The organism is Corynebacterium aquilae DSM 44791 (assembly GCF_001941445.1).
Classification (GTDB): Bacteria; Actinomycetota; Actinomycetes; order Mycobacteriales; family Mycobacteriaceae; genus Corynebacterium; species Corynebacterium aquilae.
Genome location: NZ_CP009245.1, coordinates 461,230 through 480,072, shown reverse-complemented (window position 1 = coordinate 480,072; position 18,843 = coordinate 461,230). Strand labels below are relative to the sequence as shown.

Sequence of the window (18,843 nt, the reverse complement as noted above, 5' to 3'; positions counted from 1 at the left end):
TCATGCCGAAAGGCGGTTTACCACCTGTCGTTGACGAACTTCTTTGTTCTGTGCGCCCGGTGGGTGGCCGATGGTGGGGTGTTTGGGGTGCGGCCAGCCGGTGGGCTGTGGCTGGCGTTTTTGCCGGCCTGAACTGCTGTGGACTGTGCTTTTTCTACGGCTTTTTCGAAAGCTTCCATGCGTTCGAGGGCGCGGGCGCGGAAGCCTTGGAGGTAATCATCGAAGCTAGGGGTGGTGCTCACCAGGTGCCTGCCTTTCGGGGAATGCCTTTCACCGGTCCGGTCGGTGCCGGTTCAGGCGCAACAGGGGGTGCGGGTGCTGGGGGTGCGGGCGGGCAGTCCTGAGCTGCCGGGACCACCGGTGCAGGCGCCGGTGCAGGCGCGGGCGCAGGTGGCGGGGGCGGGGTGTCCGCTGGCGGTGCTAGCACCCCGTCGAGAACACCACTGGAGACCACCGCGTGGGCCAAGGCGCCAACTCCAGCGATCGCCACGCCAATACCTGCCACCGCGAGCACACCTTGGCCGATGAACTTCCAATCAACCGCGGACACCGTGTCAATGATGTCGTCCAGGATGGAACCGGCTTCCTCGTCTTGCTGCTGTTCATCACTACTGCTCGACTCGGATTCTTCTGCCGAGGCCGTCTCGGTGGTTTCCTCACAATCCTCGGCAGTATCGGTGGATCCTTCCGTCTCGCTGGACGTATCCGGTGTGGTGTCGCATTCCTCGCTTGGGGGCGTTGCGGTGTCCGATTCCGGGGAGGAATCAGGTTGTGCTGGGGGCTTCGGTGCGTCCTCATCACATGCCGGCTCCACCGGTGTTGTCGGAGTGGGAGTAGCCGCTGATGCCGGAACGGTGGGGGTTGGTGGCGGGGCGGGAGTCGGTGTCTTCGGCGCGGGCGCCGGCGAGGAGGACGATCCGGAGGTCGTCTTGGTGTCGTCCTCGCAGTTCTGGGCCGCCACCGGGGTGCCCGGCGAGCTTGGCGCCGGGGCCGAGGCTGCCGGAGGTGCCAGAGTCGCCGGGGTTGGGGGAGCCGGGGTCGGGGTAGCACTAGCAGGCGGGGTTTCCGCCGGGCGCGCCGGCGCAGCAGGCGGTGCTGCTGGCGGTGCTGGTGCCGGTTCAGTTCCGGGGCTGACCGCTGCGGGTGCGGTGGGCTGGGGCTGCACAGCTGCCGGCTGCGACGCAGCAGGCTGGGGTGCCGCCGGGGAAGGCTGAGGTGCCGATGGCGCCGCAGCAGGCTGTTGCGGGGCACAATCCTCCTGCGCGCCCGCCCCAACCGCTGACGGGGCCGCGGGTGTCGCGGCGGCAGACCCCGACCCGCTACCTGCCGAAGAAGAACTATTTGCTGGCGCCAACTCGCACTCGTCCACCTTCTGCGCGATAGCGCCCGGCAGAGGCTTGGTATCGGTGTCTAGGTGTTGCCCACCGCAATCCAAGATTTGTTGGTAACAGGACTTTAACGCCTCGTCGCGCATCGCACACAGGGCACTGATGAGTTCCAAGGCCTGGTTCATCACCGTCGTGCCACAGGTGACTGCCGTGGAAAACTCCGCCGGGTGGGTGGCCGGGTTAATCAGGCGCAGCACCGTCAAGATCGGCGACATGGTTGACGGTAGTGAATACAGCACCGTCGAAATGGCCTTGTCGGCGTCTTCGTTGATCCCATCGATCACGCTGATTGCTTCCTCCAGCAAGGAGGCAAAGGCTGCGCTGTTTTGGCCCTTGGTGTCGGCCCGGCTAAACAGTGACGAGATGGCATCGCTGATCTGGCCACCGGCCACCCCGATCAACAACTGCACCACCAGGCCCTTAAGCCCGCCGATGGGGCGAGTAATTTTGGGCCGTTTGCTTAAATTCGTCGCGGCGTTTTTCCACGGCCCCGTATTCAGGCCGTCGGTGCGGTGATAGTGCTCGTTGAGCTGCTGGTGCGCGGTCATGTTGGGGATATACAGCCCCAGCGATGCCGCGGCGAGTTCGGCGGCGAGATGATCAAGCTCCCCCAACGGGGCCTTATTCATCGTGCTCATCTACTCCCCTTCCATGGTGTATCCGGCAAATGCGGTGCTATTGCTGTCGTCGGTGACATCGATGTCGTCGACTGTGCTCGTTGCGGCTAACAGGGCTGCCTCCACGTGGGACACCATCGTGGTGTGCTGCACATGCAAAGCCTGCAGCAGCTCGTTGATGGCGCCCGCATAGTCGCTAAAGCCTCTGCCCGCTGAATCCGCCGGCAACGCCCCCGGTGGTGACAACAATCCCTTTCCGGCCCGTAACTCGGCAAGCATGGTTGAGAGATGATCGCGGGCGACGCTGGAATCGATATCGATGAAAGAGTCGGCGTCCAAAGCTGTGTCCTTCCCCGGTGATGTTGATCGGCTATGAGGTGGCGTGGTGGGGCAAGATTTCGCGCACCGTTGACAAAAAATTCAGCGGCGTTGCGGGTGCCTCACTGCTGGGTTAGAGACAGCGATAGCCTTTTTTGGTTCCAGCCGAACCCGTCATGGGGGTGTGGGGATAGCAAAAACCACCCATGCACAAACGCACGGGTGGTTTCGTAAACCCACGCCAGCACCCCAGCATCCACAGTGTTGGGGCGGGCGCGGAAAAGTTTTGCGGCTAGTTCTTCGGCTCCACGGAGGCGACAACCTGCGCCAGACGGTGGGTGATGTCGCGGGCCAGCTGATCGGTGGGGGCTTCCACCATCACGCGGAACAGTTCCTCAGTGCCAGAGGGGCGCAGCAGCACACGGCCGTTTTCGCCGAGCTCGCTTTTCACATCATGCATCGCCTTTTGCACTGCCAAGTCGTCGAGGATGATGGACTTGTCCTTGACCGGCACGTTGATCAGGTGCTGCGGGAGACGCTTCATGGCATCAGCCAGGGAACGCAAAGACATCTTGGTCTCCGCCATGCGGGCCATCAGCGACAGGCCGGTGAGCACACCATCACCGGTGGTACCGAAGTCGCTCATCACGATGTGGCCGGACTGCTCACCACCCAGCGCGTAGCCGCCACGGGCAAGCTCCTCAAGCACGTAGCGGTCGCCGACCTGCGTGGCCAAGGTCTTGATGCCCAGCTCCTTGAGCGACAGCTGCAAACCCAGGTTGCTCATCACGGTGGCCACCAAAGTGGACTTGGTGAGCTTGCCGGCATCCTCCATCGCGATCGCCAGGATCGCCATGATCTCATCGCCATCGACCAGGTTGCCTTCAGCATCGACGGCAAGGCAGCGGTCGGCGTCACCGTCGTGGGCCAAACCCAGATCGGCGCCGTGCTCCCGGACGGCATTCATGATGTCGTCCATGTGGGTGGAGCCGCACTCGTCGTTGATGTTGTAGGAATTCGGCTTGTTATGGATGGCGATCACTTCCGCGCCAGCCGCCTCATAAGCCAAAGGCGCGATCTCAGAGGCCGCGCCATTAGCGCAGTCCACCACTACCTTGATACCGGTCAGATCCTGGCGGACCGCCTGGTTGAGGTGCAGCAGGTAGCGTTCGCGGGCGTCGGGGGCTTCCTCCAGAACACGACCCACCCCATGGCCGGTGGGGCCAGTTTCGGGCAGATGGCTCATGGTCGCTTCGATCTCGTCTTCCACCACGTCGGCAAGCTTCTTACCGCCGGCAGCAAAGAACTTGATGCCATTGTCCGGCATGGGGTTGTGGGACGCAGAAATCATCACTCCCATATCCGCGCCATAGTCATCGGTGAGGTAGGCCACCGCCGGGGTGGGCAGCACACCGACACGCAAAACGTCGACTCCTTGGCTAGCCATGCCGGCTGCCAGCGCCGCGGCAAGCATCTCGCCGGACACGCGCGGGTCACGCCCAATGATCGCGGTGGGGCGACGCTTAGAGGTGCGATTTTCGCTGGTGAGCACGTGCGCGGCGGCGGCACCCAGGCGCAAAGCCAAAGGTGCAGTAATTTTTTGGTTCGCGCGACCGCGAACACCATCGGTACCAAAGAGTCGAGTCATGCCCACCATTATGCCCTGTTCCCGTTTCTAAGACTCTTTTTAGGTTCAGCGCACGGCGAGTAGCCGCACAACAACCCCCACCCCAGCAGCATCCCACCAGCGACCACAAAGGCCTCACCCCCGCCGTGACACGACGGGGGTGAAGACAAAGAACACAAAGCACTACAGGCGAAGTGCCAAGGCCTTAGAGGCCACACTCCGGCGGGGTCTGGCGATCATCGTCCACCCACTGCTGCAAGGCCGTGGCGAAATCCTCAGCGTAAACGGTTGCGCCTTCCACGGTGGGGTGAATCATGTCCGGGCGCAACAGCAAATGATCACTCATCGCACTGTGGCACCAGTCGGCGACATACAGGTTGGGGTAGCGCTCTAGCGCGGAGGCGATAGCGGCGCGAGATTCCGGAATCCACCACCGGTCGCCATAAGGGTTGGTGATGATCACCGTGCGGTCGGGGCCGATGATGTCCATGACGGTGTCGATGGTTTCGCCCTGAATGTTGGAGTTGGTACCAAAGCCCAAGAACACCACATCCCGCAGCAGGCCCTGATCCGAGTAGCTTTGCAACACCGGGGGGATACTGACCAGCGCGCGGCTGACCTCACCATCGACGTAGATGCCGGGGAATTTTTCCATCAGCGCCGGGGAGCTGGCCAGCATCACCGAATCACCAATGGCAATGATGTTTTCACCGGTGGGCATCGTGCGACTGGGGCCGGCCGGGGCGGTGGACGTCGGGGCGGGGGCCGGCGGGGGCATTTTCTGCTCGGCCAGTTTCTTAAACTCCGCCAGGTCTCGCTCCAGCGCCGACTGGGTGGGCGCGGTCGCCAACACCACGATGGTGGCGATGATCAAGGCGCCCGAGACACACAGGCGCGCAAACGCCCGCGCCGCCGCCGGGCCGTCGGCGGTGACATGATCCAAAAACCTTTTAGCGGTCACCTTATAACCGCCACGGCGGATCGGCTCCTCGATGGCCACGTAGGACCAGGCGGCCAGCGGGATGCTGATCACCAACGCAATGGTGCCAACTTCTAAGGGGCGGAAGGTAGGCAGCAGGTGGCGCAACAGCACCACCACCGGCCAGTGCCACAGGTACAGGGAGAAAGACCGCTCCCCCAACCACCGCAGCGGGGTGAAGTTGACCAGGGAAGACAAAATGCTGGGGCCGGCGACCACGGAAGAAATCAGCACGGCGGTGCACAGCGATGCGGCCAACAGCCCACCCCGGTAGGTGGCAGGCGCGGTATCCGGCAACGTCACCATCAACGCCAACAAGCCAACAAAAGTAGCCAAACCACCCACGGTGCGCAGCATCTTATCGTTGAAAGGATTAATGCGCGTCGGCCAAGAATCCGTGGCACCGGGCTTAGTTGTGGTCAACAGCATCGCGGTGGCCGCACCAATGAGCAGGCCGAAACTGTGAGTGTCGGTGCCGTAGTACACGCGCGTCGGGTCGACCGCTGGGTTGTACAAAAACGCCATCAACAACGCCGACGCGGAAGCACCAACGATGGTGGCGGTCGGTAAAGTCCAGCCGATCTTTTTCCGCGTCAACGCCACAAAAATCAACGGGAAGAACACATAGAACTGTTCCTCCACCGCCAGAGACCAGTAGTGGGCGAAAACCTGCACCCCACTATCGGCGAAGTAGGACTGTGATCCCGCGATCTGGGTCCAGTTGTTGACGAAGAACAAGGTGCCCAAAAACTGGGTGGGTAGCCCCACCGCGGGATCCCCACCGATGATTCCGGTAATCACCGTCATGATCACCAGCACGCTGACCGCGGCCGGGAGGATGCGCCGGGCGCGTCGCACCCAGAATTTCTTCAAATCGATTTTTCCGGTGGCGGCCCGCTCCCGAATCAACAGGGAGGTGATGAGAAAACCGGATAGGACGAAGAACATATCCACGCCGAGGTATCCGCCGGGCAGGTAGTCGCCGTAGAAGTGGTACAGAACGACGGCCAGCACCGCGATACCGCGAAGGCCATCGAGTGCGCTGACACGCCGGATCCGGCTGGCGCGGGCGGTATCAACATCAACTGCTGATAGGGGGCGATCAACACCGAACGCTTTCGAAGCGAGACTTGGCACTCTCGTGAACACCTTCACTGTGGTTTGCGAAAAAGTACAACAATGTCAACAACATTGCCCAGGCGACGCGGCATGGTGCGCGCCCGGAATTGGGCCCCGTGAATGAGCGTCAAGCGCCAAGCTACACAGGACAAAGAGAAAAACGCCCGCGGTTTTGGTGTGCGTGCCGTTGAGAACAGACACAACACCCCGGGGCGAGAAGAACCTCTTGGCATGGTAGTCGGCTCGGGCCACAACGTCACCTTGAACGGGCACCCGAAGCCCTCGGCTGCACTCCCCCATCCAGCACCGCCACCACCCGCATGCGGGCATCTAGCTGCGGGGACAGTGCACACCCGCCAGCCCCCGGCCCTACAGGGGGAACTTCCTCACACTTTTCTCAGTTTCTGGTGACCGGGTTCCACAAGGCCTACGGGCCCGAAAACACGACCACCCCATCTGCAAAAGCAGATGGGGTGGTTGCACTTCGCCTTCAGCCCGCACAGCGGGACACCAGGCGTGGTGCGCGGTAAGTAAACCGAGCTTAACGCTTGGAGTACTGCGGTGCGCGACGGGCCTTGTGCAGACCGGCCTTCTTGCGCTCCACGGCACGAGCGTCACGGGTGAGGAAGCCAGCCTTCTTCAGGGCGGCACGATCAGCCGGGTTGTACAGGTTCAGTGCACGGGCGATCGCGAGGCGGAAAGCGCCTGCCTGGCCGGTGGGGCCACCACCGGTGAGGTTAGCGTGGATGTCGAACTGGTTCTCGCGGTCGATGAGGACTAGCGGAGCCTTGATCAGCTGCTGGTGCAGCTTGTTCGGGAAGTACTCTTCCAGGGTGCGGCCGTTGCAGGTGAACTGGCCGGAGCCCTCAACCATGCGGACGCGAACGATGGCGCGCTTACGGCGACCAACGGTCTGGATCGGGCCTTCCAGCGGAGCAACCGGAGCAACAGCTTCGGTCTCAGCCTCAACAGCTACGGCGTCACCAATGGTGTTGGTGAACTCTTCAGCAGCGGCGGTAGCGGCAGCGATGTCTGCAGCTTCGGCAACGTTGTTGTCGGTCATGTTCTGATCGGTCACTGGGCCACCTGCTTGATCTCGTAGGTCTCGGGCTTCTGGGCAGCGTACGGGTGCTCGGAGCCGGCGAACACGCGCAGCTTCTTCACGGAAGCGCGGGTCAGCTTGTTGTGCGGCATCATGCCCTCGATAGCTTCGAAGACAACACGCTCGGGGTGCAGCTCCATGGAGCGACCCAGGGTCATGGTCTTCAGACCACCCGGGTAGCCCGAGTGGCGGTAGCGGAACTCACGGTCACGCTTGTTGGAGGAAATTGCAACCTTGTCGGCGTTGATGATGATGACGTAGTCACCGCAGTCAACGTTCGGTGCGAACTGGGGCTTGCCCTTGCCGCGGAGCAGGTTTGCGGCCTGCACGGCGAGGCGACCCAGCACCACGTCGGTGGCGTCGATGACGTACCACTTACGAGTGATGTCACCGCTCTTCGGGTGGTAAGTAGACAAATTGACTCCTTATAAGTCTGTCTAGGACTGCCAGCCAGGAAAGTGCAACAAGCAAGTCATACGGCGGCCGGTGGAGACCCGCACAACCCTGCAATCAAAAACAAGCCCGGCGCGAAAGCGCGCAGCTTGAAGACTGCCGTCATTACACAGCCCGCTAAGGTTACACGCCAGATGGGGGCTTTCACAAGTCACGGGAGGTATCGCCTTCTCCCCCACCGGCAGGGTGTGTGGCATTTGGTTGGACCTGTGGTCGTGGGCCAGGGGGCGGGGTGTGGGAGGGGTGTGGGAAGGGAAAATGCGCCGACACTGTAAATACTGTGTCGGCGCATTTTCTGCAATGACGTTCCGTGGGTGCACCTTTTCGGTTGCGCACTGCCCTGCCTGGGGTGTGCCTGCGCGAAGCTCGGGTTGCGAGCGGCTGCCCCTGTGGTGGGGCTGCCGATGGGCTGCTTGCTGTCGCAAGGGTGTGTGTTTGTGGGTTGCTGGATACGACCGCGGAGATGATGGGTCGCGTGTTGGGGATTCCTTTCTTTTCGTTGTGCGCCCATCGTGGATGATGGAAGGTGCGTTCGTTCCAGCTTCTTGCGCAGCGTGCGCCATCATTGATGGTTCAATGCTCGCGGGGTGCTTTATCTTGTGGGGTGTCTTCGGGCGGGCGCACGCCCTGGTGTGGGGTGCGTGCCGGTGGTGCGGTGGTACGGAGCGCCAAGTCTGTAGTGGCTGGTTTTTATGACCAGCTGGCGGCGGCCTGTCGGTTGACGTCGCTCATGCGGTCGTTGCCTTCCTGGACGGTGCCGGCGATGCTGGCGAGGATGGCGTTGAGTTCGGCCGCGGCGGTGTCCCATTTTTGCTGGGCTGCCTGGTATGCGACGGCGGATTCACCTTCCCAGGTGGAGACCATGGGCTTGATGTGGGCTTTGAGGTTGTCCAGGAGGGCGTTGATACGGCCGGAGGTGGATTGGATGTCGCCTGCCGCAGCCGAGATGGCGCCGAACTGGTACTTGATGGCGTTGGTCATGTTGGGGTCCTTTTCTGTGTGATCCAGGCGGTGGTTGTTGCGGGTTAGAGGTTCAGGCCGCCGCCGACGTTGTTGAAGGCGGTCGCGTTGGAGGCTTCGATGTTTTCGAAGCTGCGGGCGTTGTGGCGGATGTTGTCAGAGATTGCGTGCAGGGCGTCCTGCAGGTCGCGTGCGCTGGTGTTCCATCGCGCCATGAGGTTGTCGAAGCTGACTTGGGCGGAGCCTTGCCAGTTTCCGCGGACTCCGTCGACGACGCCGCGCAGGCGGGTCAGTTCGCCTTGGACTTCGCTGTTGGTGTCGTCGACGCGGCCAGCGGTGGCCACCATGACATCGGCTTCGGTCTTAAAAGTTCCGGACATCTGTGCGTCCCCCTTCGGTGTGGAGTGTGGTTTGTGGATTCCTTCGCACCAGGGGTGGTGCGCAGGTGGTGGGACTTTCTGTGTTTCGGCGGTTTGTGTGTGCCGAGTGGTTGAGAAGGTCCTCATTGGTGTTAGAGACGGATGGGCCAATCGTGGTTCCAGCGGGGGTAGTTTGTTACCCCCGCGGTGGGGGTTTTGGTGCTTATTCTTTGTGGGTGAATGAGGTCATGGCTTGGGCGCAGCGGGTGGTGTCGGCGGTGACTGCTGGGTTTTTTACGTGGCAGCCGAGGCTGATGTGGTGGGTCGGGGTGGTCCAGGTTGCCCAGTACACTTCGGTGCCGTCGGCGGGGTTTTCGATGTAGGTGAGGACGTCGTTTTCTGGCAGGTTTGCTGGCGCGAAGGTGGGTGGTTGTGGTGCCCAGCGCAGGGTGGGGTCGGCGGTGATTGCTTGGTCGAGGCGTGCGTGTACTTCTTCGGGTTGTGCCCCATCGAGGTTTTCGTAGTCGATGAGTAGTCGCAGTCCGGCGTCGGGGTTGGTGATGGTGAAGCTTTGGGGGCTGGTGGCGGTGAGGGCGAATCCGGCGGGTGCGGTGATGGCGAAGTGTGGTCCTTCGATGTGGGTGTTGTTCTGGGGGTGGGGTTGTTGGGTGGCGGGGTGTGGGGTGGTGGTTTTGAGGGTGCTGGTGGTGGGTTTTTGGGTGGTGTTTTGGGTGGGGGTGGTGTGCAGGCGGGTGCCGTAGATCCAGGTGAATCCGACGACGATGGTGATGATGGTGGCGGTGCCGATGATGGGCCAGGTTCGGGCGGCGGCTTGCCGGATGGTGTCGGCGGTTGGGGTGCGGGTGGGGCGCGGTGGGGTGCTGGTGTTGCGTTTGGTATTGCGGCTGGCGTTGCGGCTGGTGGGGCGGGGGCGCCAGCGGTGGCGGGAGGGGGCGCGTTTGGTGCGGGTGGTGCGCCAGGTGGCGATGCGGTCGCGGGCGGCTGGTGGGGTGTCTTGGGGGTCGGCGTCTGGGGTGGTGGGGGCATCTGGTGTTTTGAGGCGGTGGCGGCCTCCACTGGTTGGGGGTGTGGGGGTGTGGGTGGTGGTGACGGTGATTCCGTGGGTGGTGAGGGCGGTGCTTAGGGTCGCTGTGGTGGTGGGGTCGGCGTCGATGGTGACGCAGAGGTCGGGCCAGGTTGTGGGGTTTTGGGCGCGTAGTTCTGCGATGATGGCGTCGGCTGCTTGGTGGTGTTGGTGGGCGTGTTGGGGCAGGTCGTAGCGGTAGCGGGTGTGTTTGCCGCTGATGATGGTGGCGGTGTCGGTGACGGTGATGGTGGTGGGTTGGGTGGTGGTGGTCATGGTTGTGCCACCTGGATGAGTCCGATGGTGGTGCCGCGGGCGGTGAGGGTGCCGCGCCCTGGGGGTTGGGTGCTGGGGCGCACCCCGAAGATGTTTCCTTCTTCTTTGTCGCCGGACAGGATCAGGGCGGCGGGTTGTTGGTCTTTGAGTTCGCTGAGGAATCCGGAGAATAGTGCCCGGGAGATGCCGCCGGTTTTGCGGGCGTAGATGATGTGGAGGCCGATGTCGCGGGCGTGTGGCAGCAGGTGGATCAGTGGGTTGAGGGTGCCTTCGGGTAGGAGGTCTGCGTCGTCGATGATGAGGTAGAGTTCCGGGCCTTGCCACCAGCTGCGGCTTTTGAGTTCTGCGGGGGTGATGTCGGGGCCGGGTAGTCGTTCGGTGCAGGTGGCGACGAGCGCGTTGATGGTGTCGGTGGCGCTGGTGGTGGTGCCGCTGTAGGCGGCGATCATGGTGGGGTCGATGGTGTCGAGGTGGGTGCGGCGTGGGTCGAGGATGATCAGGCGGGCGTTGTCGCGGGGTTGTTCGGCGATGCTGTGCGCCAGGGTGGAGATGAGGGTGCTGCGCCCGCTGCGGGGGGCGCCGATGCAGATGAGGTGCCCGTGGTTGTGGGGGTCGAAGTGTTGGGTGGCAAGGCGGGGTCCGCCGATGCCGATGGGTAGCCCGCCGGTGGGGCTGGGGTGAAGGTCGGCGCGGTTGATGGTGGTGGGGAGGGTTTTTAGTTTCGGCACGGGGGTTTGGGCGGCTGCGGTGGTGATGCTGAGGGCGCCGGTGGTGTCTTGGGTGGTGGTGCGGGCGATGAGCATTTGTTCCCCGGTGGGGGTCAGCCCCCTGCCGGGCGCTTGGCTGGGGACGCGTTTTTGGGCGTGTCGGTCGATGATGGAGTCGGCGGGTTCGGCGAGTTTGAGTTCGATGCGGCTGGTCATCAGGTCGCGGATGGCGGGGCGGACGATGGTCCAGCGCTGGGTGGTGATGATGACGTGGATTCCGGCTTTGGGGCCGTCGGCGCACAGGGTGGCGATCTGTTCGATGGTGTCGTCGAAGTCGCTGGTGATGGTGTGCCAGCCGTCGATGAATAGCAGGGTGTGGCCGGGGCGGGGTTCGTGGATGAAGGAGCTGACTTCGTCGATGATGCGGCGGACTTTTTCGGGCTGGTCTTTGTGGGCGATGCCGGCGACGTGGGGAAGGTCGGCCAGGTCGGCGAGGCTGTGGGAGAAGTCGATGAGGTAGATGGCGGCCAGGTCGGTTGGGTGGGTGACGGCGAGCGCGGTGACCAGGGTGCGCAGGGCGGTGGTTTTACCGGTTTGGGGCCCACCGCAGATCGCTAGGTGGCCGCCGTCGGCGGTGAGGTCGAAGGTGAGGGGGTCTTGGCGTTGTTCGTAGGGCCGGTCGATGATGCCGATCGGGATGGTGAGGCTGCGGGTGGTGCACAGCTGGTGGGGGTTGGTGGTGTCTAGGGCCGCGCTTTGGTCGTTGGCAGCGAATACGGCCGGCAGGTCGATGGCTGCTGGCAGTGGGGGGAGCCATACTTGGTGGGCGGTGAGGTTGCGGTGTTGTCCGGCTTGGCGGGCGAGTTCGACGGCGGCGTCGACGAGGGTGGTGTCGGTGGCGACAAGGGTGGTGTCGTGGGTGGTGGGTGCGGGCCGGTTGTGCAGCCCGGTGAAGGGTTGGATGCGGGCGAGGGGCTTGTTGGTGGTGGGGTCGGTGGTGGCGGGTACGAGGCAGGGGCCGGACACGTAGGCGGCTTGGAAGCGTTGGACGGTGTCGGCGTCGGTTTTGAGGTAGCCGGCGCCGGGGGTGGCGGGTAGGTGGTAGGCGTCGGTGATGCCGAGGACTTGGCGGGATTCGGAGGCGCTGAAGGTTTTGAGCCCAATGCGGTAGGACAGGTGGGAGTCCAGGCCGCGGAGGCGGCCTTCGTCGAGCCTTTGGCTGGCGAGCAGCAGGTGGATTCCGAGGCTGCGCCCGAGGCGGCCGACGGCGGCGAATAGTTCGGCGAATTCGGCGTGCTGGCCGAGCAGTTCGGAAAACTCGTCGACGACGATGAGAAGGGCCGGCAGGCGGGGGTGGCCGTGCTGATGGGCGCGGTTGTTGTAGTCGGTGACGTTGGGGATGTTGCCGGCGGCGCGGAGTACTTCTTGGCGCCGGTTCATTTCCCCGCTGATGGCGTCGTGCATGCGTTCCACGAGCGTGCGTTCCGCGGAAAGGTTGGTGATGACCGCGCTGGTGTGGGGGAGCTTGTCCAGCCCGAGGAATGTGGCCCCGCCTTTGAAGTCCACCAGCACCATTTGGACGTCTTCGGGGCTGTGGGTGAGGGCGAGGGCGGTGACGAGGGTGCGTAGGAGTTCGGATTTTCCGGATCCGGTTGCCCCGATGCACAGCCCGTGGGGGCCTACTCCCCCGTGGGCGGATTCTTTCAGGTCGAGATGCAGGGCGCGCCCATCGTTGGTGGTGCCGAAGGGCACGTTGAGTTGTTCGGGCAGGTGGCGGTGTCGCCATAGTTGTTCGTGGGTGAGGGTGTGAATGGGCGCCAAGCCCAGCTGGCTGAGGAAGTCCCGGCTGCCGGCGGCGTCATTTCCGCTGAGTCGGCGGTAGCCGCTGAGCCGGCGGGCCAATAGTTCGGCTTGTGCCTGGCTGAGGTAGTCGGGAGTGCCGACGGTTTCCTGGTGCCCAAAAGCATCCACGGTGAGCCGGTCGGTGACCTCCATGACGACGGCGCCGGCAACTGGGGCGGTTGTGCCGTCCTCGTCGATGGTGATGGTGCGCGGGGCGGAGTGCATTGCTTGGGAGGCGGGACCGGTGCTGGTGTCGTGGAGGTGGATGTGCAGGTGGGCGTCTTCCGGGGTGATGGTGTGTGGCAGCCAACCCAGCCACTGCCAGGGATCATTGGCAGTGGCGGTCCAGGTGATGCCGACCAGGTCGGGGCCGTGATGGAACACCAGGTGGGCGATGAGGCTGCGTGCCAGATCGCGGGCATGCGGCCCGGTTAAGTGAAGATGTTCGACATCGAGAAAGCTGCCGTCGACGGGGGTGTTGCGCACGTAGCCGGCTGCGCGCACCACGTGGCGTAGCGTGACCGCGCACACGGGATCTGCGTCTTCTGGGGCGGGCGGGTTGGTGATTTTGATGGGGGTGCACAGTTGGGTGGTGCCCAGCCCGAAGCGCACGCAAAAGGTTTCCGGGTCCTCGAGGGTGCGCGCCCACATGCGCGGGGTGCCCACCAGCGACCACAGCGTGTCCGGGTCGGGGTGGAGGTGGAAGGAATGCTCCCGCTGCATGTGGGCGTTGCGGGCGGCAACAGCCCGCAGCGTGCCGAGTTGGCGCAAGTACACGCGGCGCTGCTCGTTCGCGTCCCCGGGTGATTGTGGGGCAAACATGGCGAGCATGCTCACCCCCATCATCAGCGGGAAGATCAGCATCATGGGGTTCAGGGCGCCGCCACCAAGCATCATCAGTCCCACCATGGCAGCAATTGCCGCCACCATCACAATGGGGATCAACAGCCGAACCAGGGGGATCGGTTGGGGGCGTTCCGCGTGCGGCACCGGATCCGGTGCGAGAGTGCCTACGGGCAGCTCCGGCGCATCCAACGGCCCACTGCGTGGCGCAACAATACGGTCACGGACTTGGTAACGCATCCGGTCAAACCCCCTTGAAAAAACTTGTGTGGCATGCCGGGTGGCACGCAGGGTGCGATGCGCATCAGGCTAAAGCCACATCGCAACCATGCGGGCCATCTGGTGCACAACCCGTTGGGCGGCCGGGGGTGTAGCGCAGCTGGCAGCCCGTGATGTGATCGGTGCACACGCGGGCGCCCCAACAAAGTGGCGCCTGCGCCCAACCTTTTGTCACGCACTGCTGTTGCGCCACGATCTTTTTGGAAAAAACCCGTGTCGAGCTTGTCTGATTCTTCTGTCCTGTCACAGCCACCAGCGGTGGCGCATTCCACCGCACTTACCGCCACCGGGGTGGGCCCAAGTGCCTCCCCAGGCGCCGTCGACACCGTCGACGTGGTCTTCCGCGTGCTGTGGGGAGTCGAAGAGCAAGCAGTGTCGGTAGCGGCAACCGTGCCGCTGGCGGTGTCGGTGGCGGAAGTTTTCGATGAAGTGGTGCACCTGTGCGGGGTGGCACTGCCGGACTGTGGCTGGTGCGTTCAAACCGCAGCCGGAAGCCCCATCGACCCGGCAATCCCCCTGGCAGACTCACCGGTATCAAACGGGGATACCCTCGTTATCGCCCCGGTGGGATTGCGCCCGGCACCGGTCGTGCTTGATGCCGCCGAGGCCGCCAGCAGCATCGGCGAGCCCGCCCGCCCAGCTGGAATCGCCGCTGTAGCTAGCGCTGCCGGATTCTTGGCCACGGCCGCAGCGATTGGGCAGGTGGTGCCAGCGCAACAACAGCCATGGGCGTGGTGGGCTGTGATGATGGTGTGCGCAATCGTGCTGATGCGGCTGCAAAACACCCGTCCAACAGACCAGCCCAGCGCGATTGTGCTCGCCACTTTGGTGTGGGTCTTCGCGCAGGTCGGCGCCTGGCGGTGGATGCAGCCCGGATCCACCCACCCCCACCCCGCATCGCCTTTGGCCATCACGACAGTCGGGATCTGTGGGCTCGTCGCAGCGGCCCTTATGGCGCTGGTGTGGCGCAGCGATCCACCCGCGGGCGGCGGGCGGGCGTTGTCTGCCGGTGGCGCCGGGTGGTTGACGTTGTTGGGGGTGCTCAGCGTGGCGGTGGTGTGCGCGGGTGCGGGGCTGCGGTTGGGGGGCTTGTCGGCGGCGGCTGGCGCGGTGGTGTTGGGCTGTGTGGTGGTGTTGACGGTGGCGGCGCGGGTCGCGCAGTCGGTGGCGGGGTTGCAGGTTCCGGTGTTGCCGGCGGTGGTGTCTGTAGGCGATGGGGATGCGCCCGCTGATGGTGATGGGGCAACCGCGACCGTGGGGCAGGCAATGATAGCCCGCGACATTGTGATCGGCGCGTACATTGCGGCCAGTGTGGGGGCGATGGTGGGGCTGGGCTTGCTGGCTTTTGCCCCGTCGACGACTACTGCCCTGGTGGCGCTGGCGGTGGCTGCCGGTTTTGCGCCCCATGGGCTGCGGCATCGGGATGCGGCGTGTTTGTGGTCGCTGTGGTCACTGTCGTCGGTGGCGTTGCTGGTGGCGGTGTGGGCTGCGGTCAGTGCGCCGGCGCACCCAGCGGTGGTGGCGGTGGCGGTCGTTGGGGTCGCCGCGGCAGCTACAGCACCACTATGGGCGGGGTCGCTAAAACTCAACCCCGCCCAGGGCGCGTGGCTGGAGCGGCTGGAAATTTTTGCGTTGGCCGCCGCGGTTCCACTGGTGCTGCACGCGATGGGGGTTTTCGCGCTGGTGCGGGGGTTGGGCGCGTGAGCGGTGGATGGCGGCATTTCAGCTGGCGGGGGTCGGTAGCACTTGCGGCGGTGTGCCTGCCACTGTGGGCAGCGCCGGCGGTAGCGCAGGAGGAACCTGCCCCGGAGGTGGTGTGCCCGGAGGCAGTACCGGCGAGTGCCGCGGATCTTCAACGGGTGGCACAAACCAGGCGGGTACTCAGTGGGGTGCATGCCCTGGCGACGGGGCATGGGGTGACGGTGGCGGTGATCGATACGGGAGTAAGCCCGCATCCGCGCCTGGCGCGATTGGTTGCCGGCGCGGATTTCACCCATTCCGCCGGCGCCCTGTCGGATTGTGATGGGCACGGCACGATTGCGGCCGGGATTATTGCAGCCCAGCCCAGTGACGACGATGGGTTGGTGGGGGTGGCACCGGGGGCGCAGGTGGTCAGCATTAAACAGTCCACCGCCTTTGGTGCCCGGGAGGATGCCGGCAATCTTGCGACCCTGTCCGAGGCAATCGCGCACGCCCTAGAACACCACCCACAGGTGATCACGATGTCCTTGGCGTCGTGTGTGTCCCCGCAGGAAGCTGAGGCTGTCTCCCACAGCGCGCTGGCACAGGTGCTGCGCGACGCGGAGCATCAAGGGGTGACGGTGGTGGCGGCCGGCGGCAATGTGGGCGGGCCATGTCAGCAGGGCCAGGCGGTCATCCCGGCGCACCTGCCGACAGTCATTGGGGTGTCGGCCCGCAAAGACAGCGTTGCAATGGAGGACTACAGCATGGCCACGGCCGGGCCGGTGGTCAGCGCGCCCGGCATGGTGCCGGTGGGGTTGAGCCCGCGGACCGGGCAGCTGGCGCGCGGGATGCGCGAGCCACAGGGCGAACGCGGCTTTATCGGAACCAGTTTCGCCGCCCCCTTCGTGGCGGGAACAGTCGCGCTTTTATACCAGCAGCGCCCCGAGATCACTCCGCAGCAAGTACGCCAGCTGCTGGCGGAAAGCTCCGACCCGATTACCGGGGCGGTGGATCCGCTGCGGGTGCTTAGCCAACCCACCCCGGTTGCTGCAAGAAATCAGCTCCCCCACGACGGTGGTTTGCGCCCCGACCCGCGCAGCCCGCTGGTACCAGCGGGCGCGTCTAAGCCGCTTGCCGCGCCCAGCACCACCACCTCACAACAGACTACAGCTGCAAGGCGACTGGCCGTGCTGGGAGGCGCAGCACTACTAGTTTTCTCCACCGGGTGGGCGGCCCGCCCCCACCTCAGGCGCCTCTTTGCCCGCCGCACACCCCGATTCCGCAACCGCGGCCACCAGCGGGATAAATAACTCAATGGTGATCCTTGGCGGGGGCGGGTTTAATAGCGCGGTTGCAGTGCCGCCTGGCGGCTTAAGGCAGGACCTTCCGGCAACAGTCGGATGATCGCATAGGCCGCCGGCACCGGGGACTGATCAGCAGCCCCCAAGCCCAAGGCTTGGGCATCGTCCACGCTGGTGATGGCGTGCGCCCGGCCCACATCGGAAACCAGCCACCAGCCGCCCCCGGTGTCGGCCAACACGCTATGGCCGGGCCCCACATAAAACCCCGCCTGGGAAGTGCCCGACAGGGGCGTGCCCGGCGGCAGGGGTTGCTCACGGGTCGCCACAACCGTGTCCGCCCCCTGAATACACACCGTGCGGGCACCAGGATCCACAAACGCCTTCAGCTGCGCCGGAAGCTGCAGCGGCAGCAGCGGACTATCCGCAAACTCCTGTAACTCCTCCGCGGTGACCTCCCGGGTGGGGGTGCCCATGTGCTGCACAATAGCCAGTTGGGTGGCCGTCAATGCCACCACATCCCCATCGGCGCGCTGGCCAAAAGCGGCCGGCTGTCCCTCGGTCGGAGCATTACCCTGAAGCTGGGCCTGGTGTGGCAACTGCAATACCCGCACCACATCCGGCACCGCAATCGGTGGCAACAGTGCGGTGGCCGCTAGCACCGCATCCGGGGGCGAAAACACCGGGGTCAATGGGGTAATACCCAGGCCGCGCCGCACCGCCACACCTTCCCGGGAGTTCGCAGGCGGTAACTCGGCACGCCCCTGCGCCGTCAACAGCCACTCGGATCCCAGCCCACGCGCCACGATTACCTCCCCCTCCGGGAGGGGCTTCGCGCCGCCGTCCACCACAACTATGCTGCGCTGATCCTGCTGGCACACCCCCACCACGGTGTCTTCAGCCACCGTCGCAGCCCCCACCGCCGGGGCATCAGGAATGCCCACCACCACCCCTTTTTCAGCCTCCGCCAGCACCTGGGTGCCGATTTTTGCGGGCTGCTGCGGGGCACCAGCGATCAGCTGGGCGCTGGTCAGGTTCAGCACCGGGTGATATTTGCCGTCCACGTGCGCATATAACGCCCCGGCATCGCTGCGCACAATGGGTGCTTCCCCGGGGCGGGGCTGCGGGGCAAAAAACGCCACCCCGGCGGCCGCCACACAGCCCAACACGCTTGCCAATGCGCCAAAGACAAGCCCCCGGCGTCGCGCGCGAAGTGGCTCGTGGATCATGCGGATATCGCCCAACAACAACCCATGGGTGACCCGGCGCACCAAAAAATTGTGCCCCATCACCTGGGCTTTCGTCGTCGACGGCAGCAATCCAGCCAAGACAACCTCCCCTATTGCGACTTCTTTCACGCCGGCCCGAAAATAGCAGCGGCAAACACGCACACAAGGCCCGCACCAGCAAAAACAGCGAAACTTCCCCTCGACGCTAACCCACCGACTAAGTAGCCCCACCAAAGAAGCGCACAACAGGTTGCACACCACCAACCAGGTACCGGGCGCAGGAAATCGGGGTCCTGCGCGGGTCACGGCTAAAAGGAGCACAAACACAGCCTGTGACAGCTTCTCCCGCAGGTTTCTCACAGGTTGCCACCAAGCACTCAGGGTGCACACAGCGCGGGGACGGCAAAAGTCCGACTTTTCACAGCGCTTGCCCCAAGGCCCCTGCTGGGCAAACTTGCTCATTCGCTCACAAAAGTGCACGCATGATCATTTCCTACAGCAAGGATCACACCAATGATGCGACCTTTTAGAAATTCTCAGGCTAAGAAAAAGCATGTGAGAAAAATCAGAAAGCAATATCTTCGCCTTTAGAAAAGGCACACACAAAGACTAAAAACATTTCATTAAAAATAGCTACCCCTTCATTCCTGGCGGAATTAGCCTTTTTTCCGGAACAAAAA

At 64.1% G+C, this 18,843-nt stretch carries 14 protein-coding genes; 2 read left to right on the top strand and 12 right to left on the bottom strand.

The window, feature by feature from the left end; genetic code table 11:
* Positions 1-17: 17 nt before the first annotated feature.
* The 11 genes from CAQU_RS02120 to eccCa all read right to left on the bottom strand — a co-directional run bounded on the left by CAQU_RS02120 (position 18) and on the right by eccCa (position 13,914).
* Positions 18-242: a hypothetical protein gene (locus tag CAQU_RS02120; RefSeq protein WP_075724821.1), complete on the bottom strand. Its 225-nt coding sequence runs from the start codon at positions 240-242 to the stop codon at positions 18-20.
* On the bottom strand, positions 239-2,026 hold the full coding sequence (locus tag CAQU_RS02115; protein ID WP_075724819.1) for a hypothetical protein: 1,788 nt from the start codon (positions 2,024-2,026) through the stop codon (positions 239-241). Before CAQU_RS02115 ends, CAQU_RS02120 begins: the two co-directional genes overlap by 4 nt.
* Positions 2,027-2,344, bottom strand: a complete 318-nt coding sequence (locus CAQU_RS02110) for a hypothetical protein (RefSeq protein ID WP_075724817.1) — start codon at positions 2,342-2,344, stop codon at positions 2,027-2,029. It abuts the gene before it with no gap.
* Positions 2,345-2,615: 271 nt separating this feature from the next.
* Positions 2,616-3,971 (bottom strand): phosphoglucosamine mutase, encoded by a 1,356-nt coding sequence (glmM, locus tag CAQU_RS02105; protein WP_075728271.1) that lies wholly within the window; start codon positions 3,969-3,971, stop codon positions 2,616-2,618.
* A gap of 184 nt (positions 3,972-4,155) precedes the next feature.
* Entirely contained in the window at positions 4,156-6,066 is a 1,911-nt protein-coding gene (locus CAQU_RS02100; protein ID WP_084562687.1) for an acyltransferase family protein, read from the bottom strand.
* A gap of 523 nt (positions 6,067-6,589) precedes the next feature.
* Positions 6,590-7,111, bottom strand: coding sequence for a 30S ribosomal protein S9 (rpsI, locus tag CAQU_RS02095; protein ID WP_157109027.1), 522 nt, complete (start codon positions 7,109-7,111; stop codon positions 6,590-6,592).
* 11 nt (positions 7,112-7,122) lie between these two features.
* Positions 7,123-7,566 (bottom strand): 50S ribosomal protein L13, encoded by a 444-nt coding sequence (gene rplM, locus CAQU_RS02090; RefSeq protein ID WP_075724813.1) that lies wholly within the window; start codon positions 7,564-7,566, stop codon positions 7,123-7,125.
* Between the two features lie 727 nt (positions 7,567-8,293).
* Positions 8,294-8,584: a WXG100 family type VII secretion target gene (locus tag CAQU_RS02085; protein WP_075724811.1), complete on the bottom strand. Its 291-nt coding sequence runs from the start codon at positions 8,582-8,584 to the stop codon at positions 8,294-8,296.
* 44 nt (positions 8,585-8,628) lie between these two features.
* Entirely contained in the window at positions 8,629-8,943 is a 315-nt protein-coding gene (locus CAQU_RS02080) for a WXG100 family type VII secretion target (RefSeq protein ID WP_075724809.1), read from the bottom strand.
* Between the two features lie 202 nt (positions 8,944-9,145).
* Positions 9,146-10,282: a type VII secretion-associated protein gene (locus CAQU_RS13155; RefSeq protein ID WP_075724807.1), complete on the bottom strand. Its 1,137-nt coding sequence runs from the start codon at positions 10,280-10,282 to the stop codon at positions 9,146-9,148.
* A complete protein-coding gene (eccCa, locus tag CAQU_RS02070; protein WP_075724805.1) occupies positions 10,279-13,914 on the bottom strand; it encodes a type VII secretion protein EccCa in 3,636 nt (1,211 codons plus the stop codon). Before eccCa ends, CAQU_RS13155 begins: the two co-directional genes overlap by 4 nt.
* Positions 13,915-14,166: 252 nt before the next feature.
* Here eccCa and eccD point away from each other — a divergent pair, with 252 nt between their 5' ends.
* Together eccD and CAQU_RS02060 are read left to right on the top strand one after the other, a co-directional pair.
* Positions 14,167-15,657, top strand: a complete 1,491-nt coding sequence (eccD, locus tag CAQU_RS02065) for a type VII secretion integral membrane protein EccD (protein WP_075724803.1) — start codon at positions 14,167-14,169, stop codon at positions 15,655-15,657.
* On the top strand, positions 15,654-16,946 hold the full coding sequence (locus CAQU_RS02060) for a S8 family serine peptidase (protein ID WP_157108853.1): 1,293 nt from the start codon (positions 15,654-15,656) through the stop codon (positions 16,944-16,946). The genes eccD and CAQU_RS02060 overlap by 4 nt, the downstream gene beginning before the upstream one ends.
* Positions 16,947-16,975: 29 nt before the next feature.
* On the opposite strand, the gene eccB is transcribed toward CAQU_RS02060, so the two are convergent.
* On the bottom strand, positions 16,976-18,262 hold the full coding sequence (gene eccB, locus CAQU_RS02055; protein ID WP_169836017.1) for a type VII secretion protein EccB: 1,287 nt from the start codon (positions 18,260-18,262) through the stop codon (positions 16,976-16,978).
* Positions 18,263-18,843: the final 581 nt, after the last annotated feature.

Coding starts and splice junctions, on each gene's coding strand:
- CAQU_RS02080 (WP_075724809.1), bottom strand. CDS start 8,943: ATGTCCGGAACTTTTAAGACCGAAGCCGATGTCATGGTGGCCACCGCT.
- CAQU_RS02115 (WP_075724819.1), bottom strand. CDS start 2,026: ATGAGCACGATGAATAAGGCCCCGTTGGGGGAGCTTGATCATCTCGCC.
- CAQU_RS13155 (WP_075724807.1), bottom strand. CDS start 10,282: ATGACCACCACCACCCAACCCACCACCATCACCGTCACCGACACCGCC.
- glmM (WP_075728271.1), bottom strand. CDS start 3,971: ATGACTCGACTCTTTGGTACCGATGGTGTTCGCGGTCGCGCGAACCAA.
- CAQU_RS02085 (WP_075724811.1), bottom strand. CDS start 8,584: ATGACCAACGCCATCAAGTACCAGTTCGGCGCCATCTCGGCTGCGGCA.
- eccCa (WP_075724805.1), bottom strand. CDS start 13,914: ATGCGTTACCAAGTCCGTGACCGTATTGTTGCGCCACGCAGTGGGCCG.
- rpsI (WP_157109027.1), bottom strand. CDS start 7,111: ATGACCGACAACAACGTTGCCGAAGCTGCAGACATCGCTGCCGCTACC.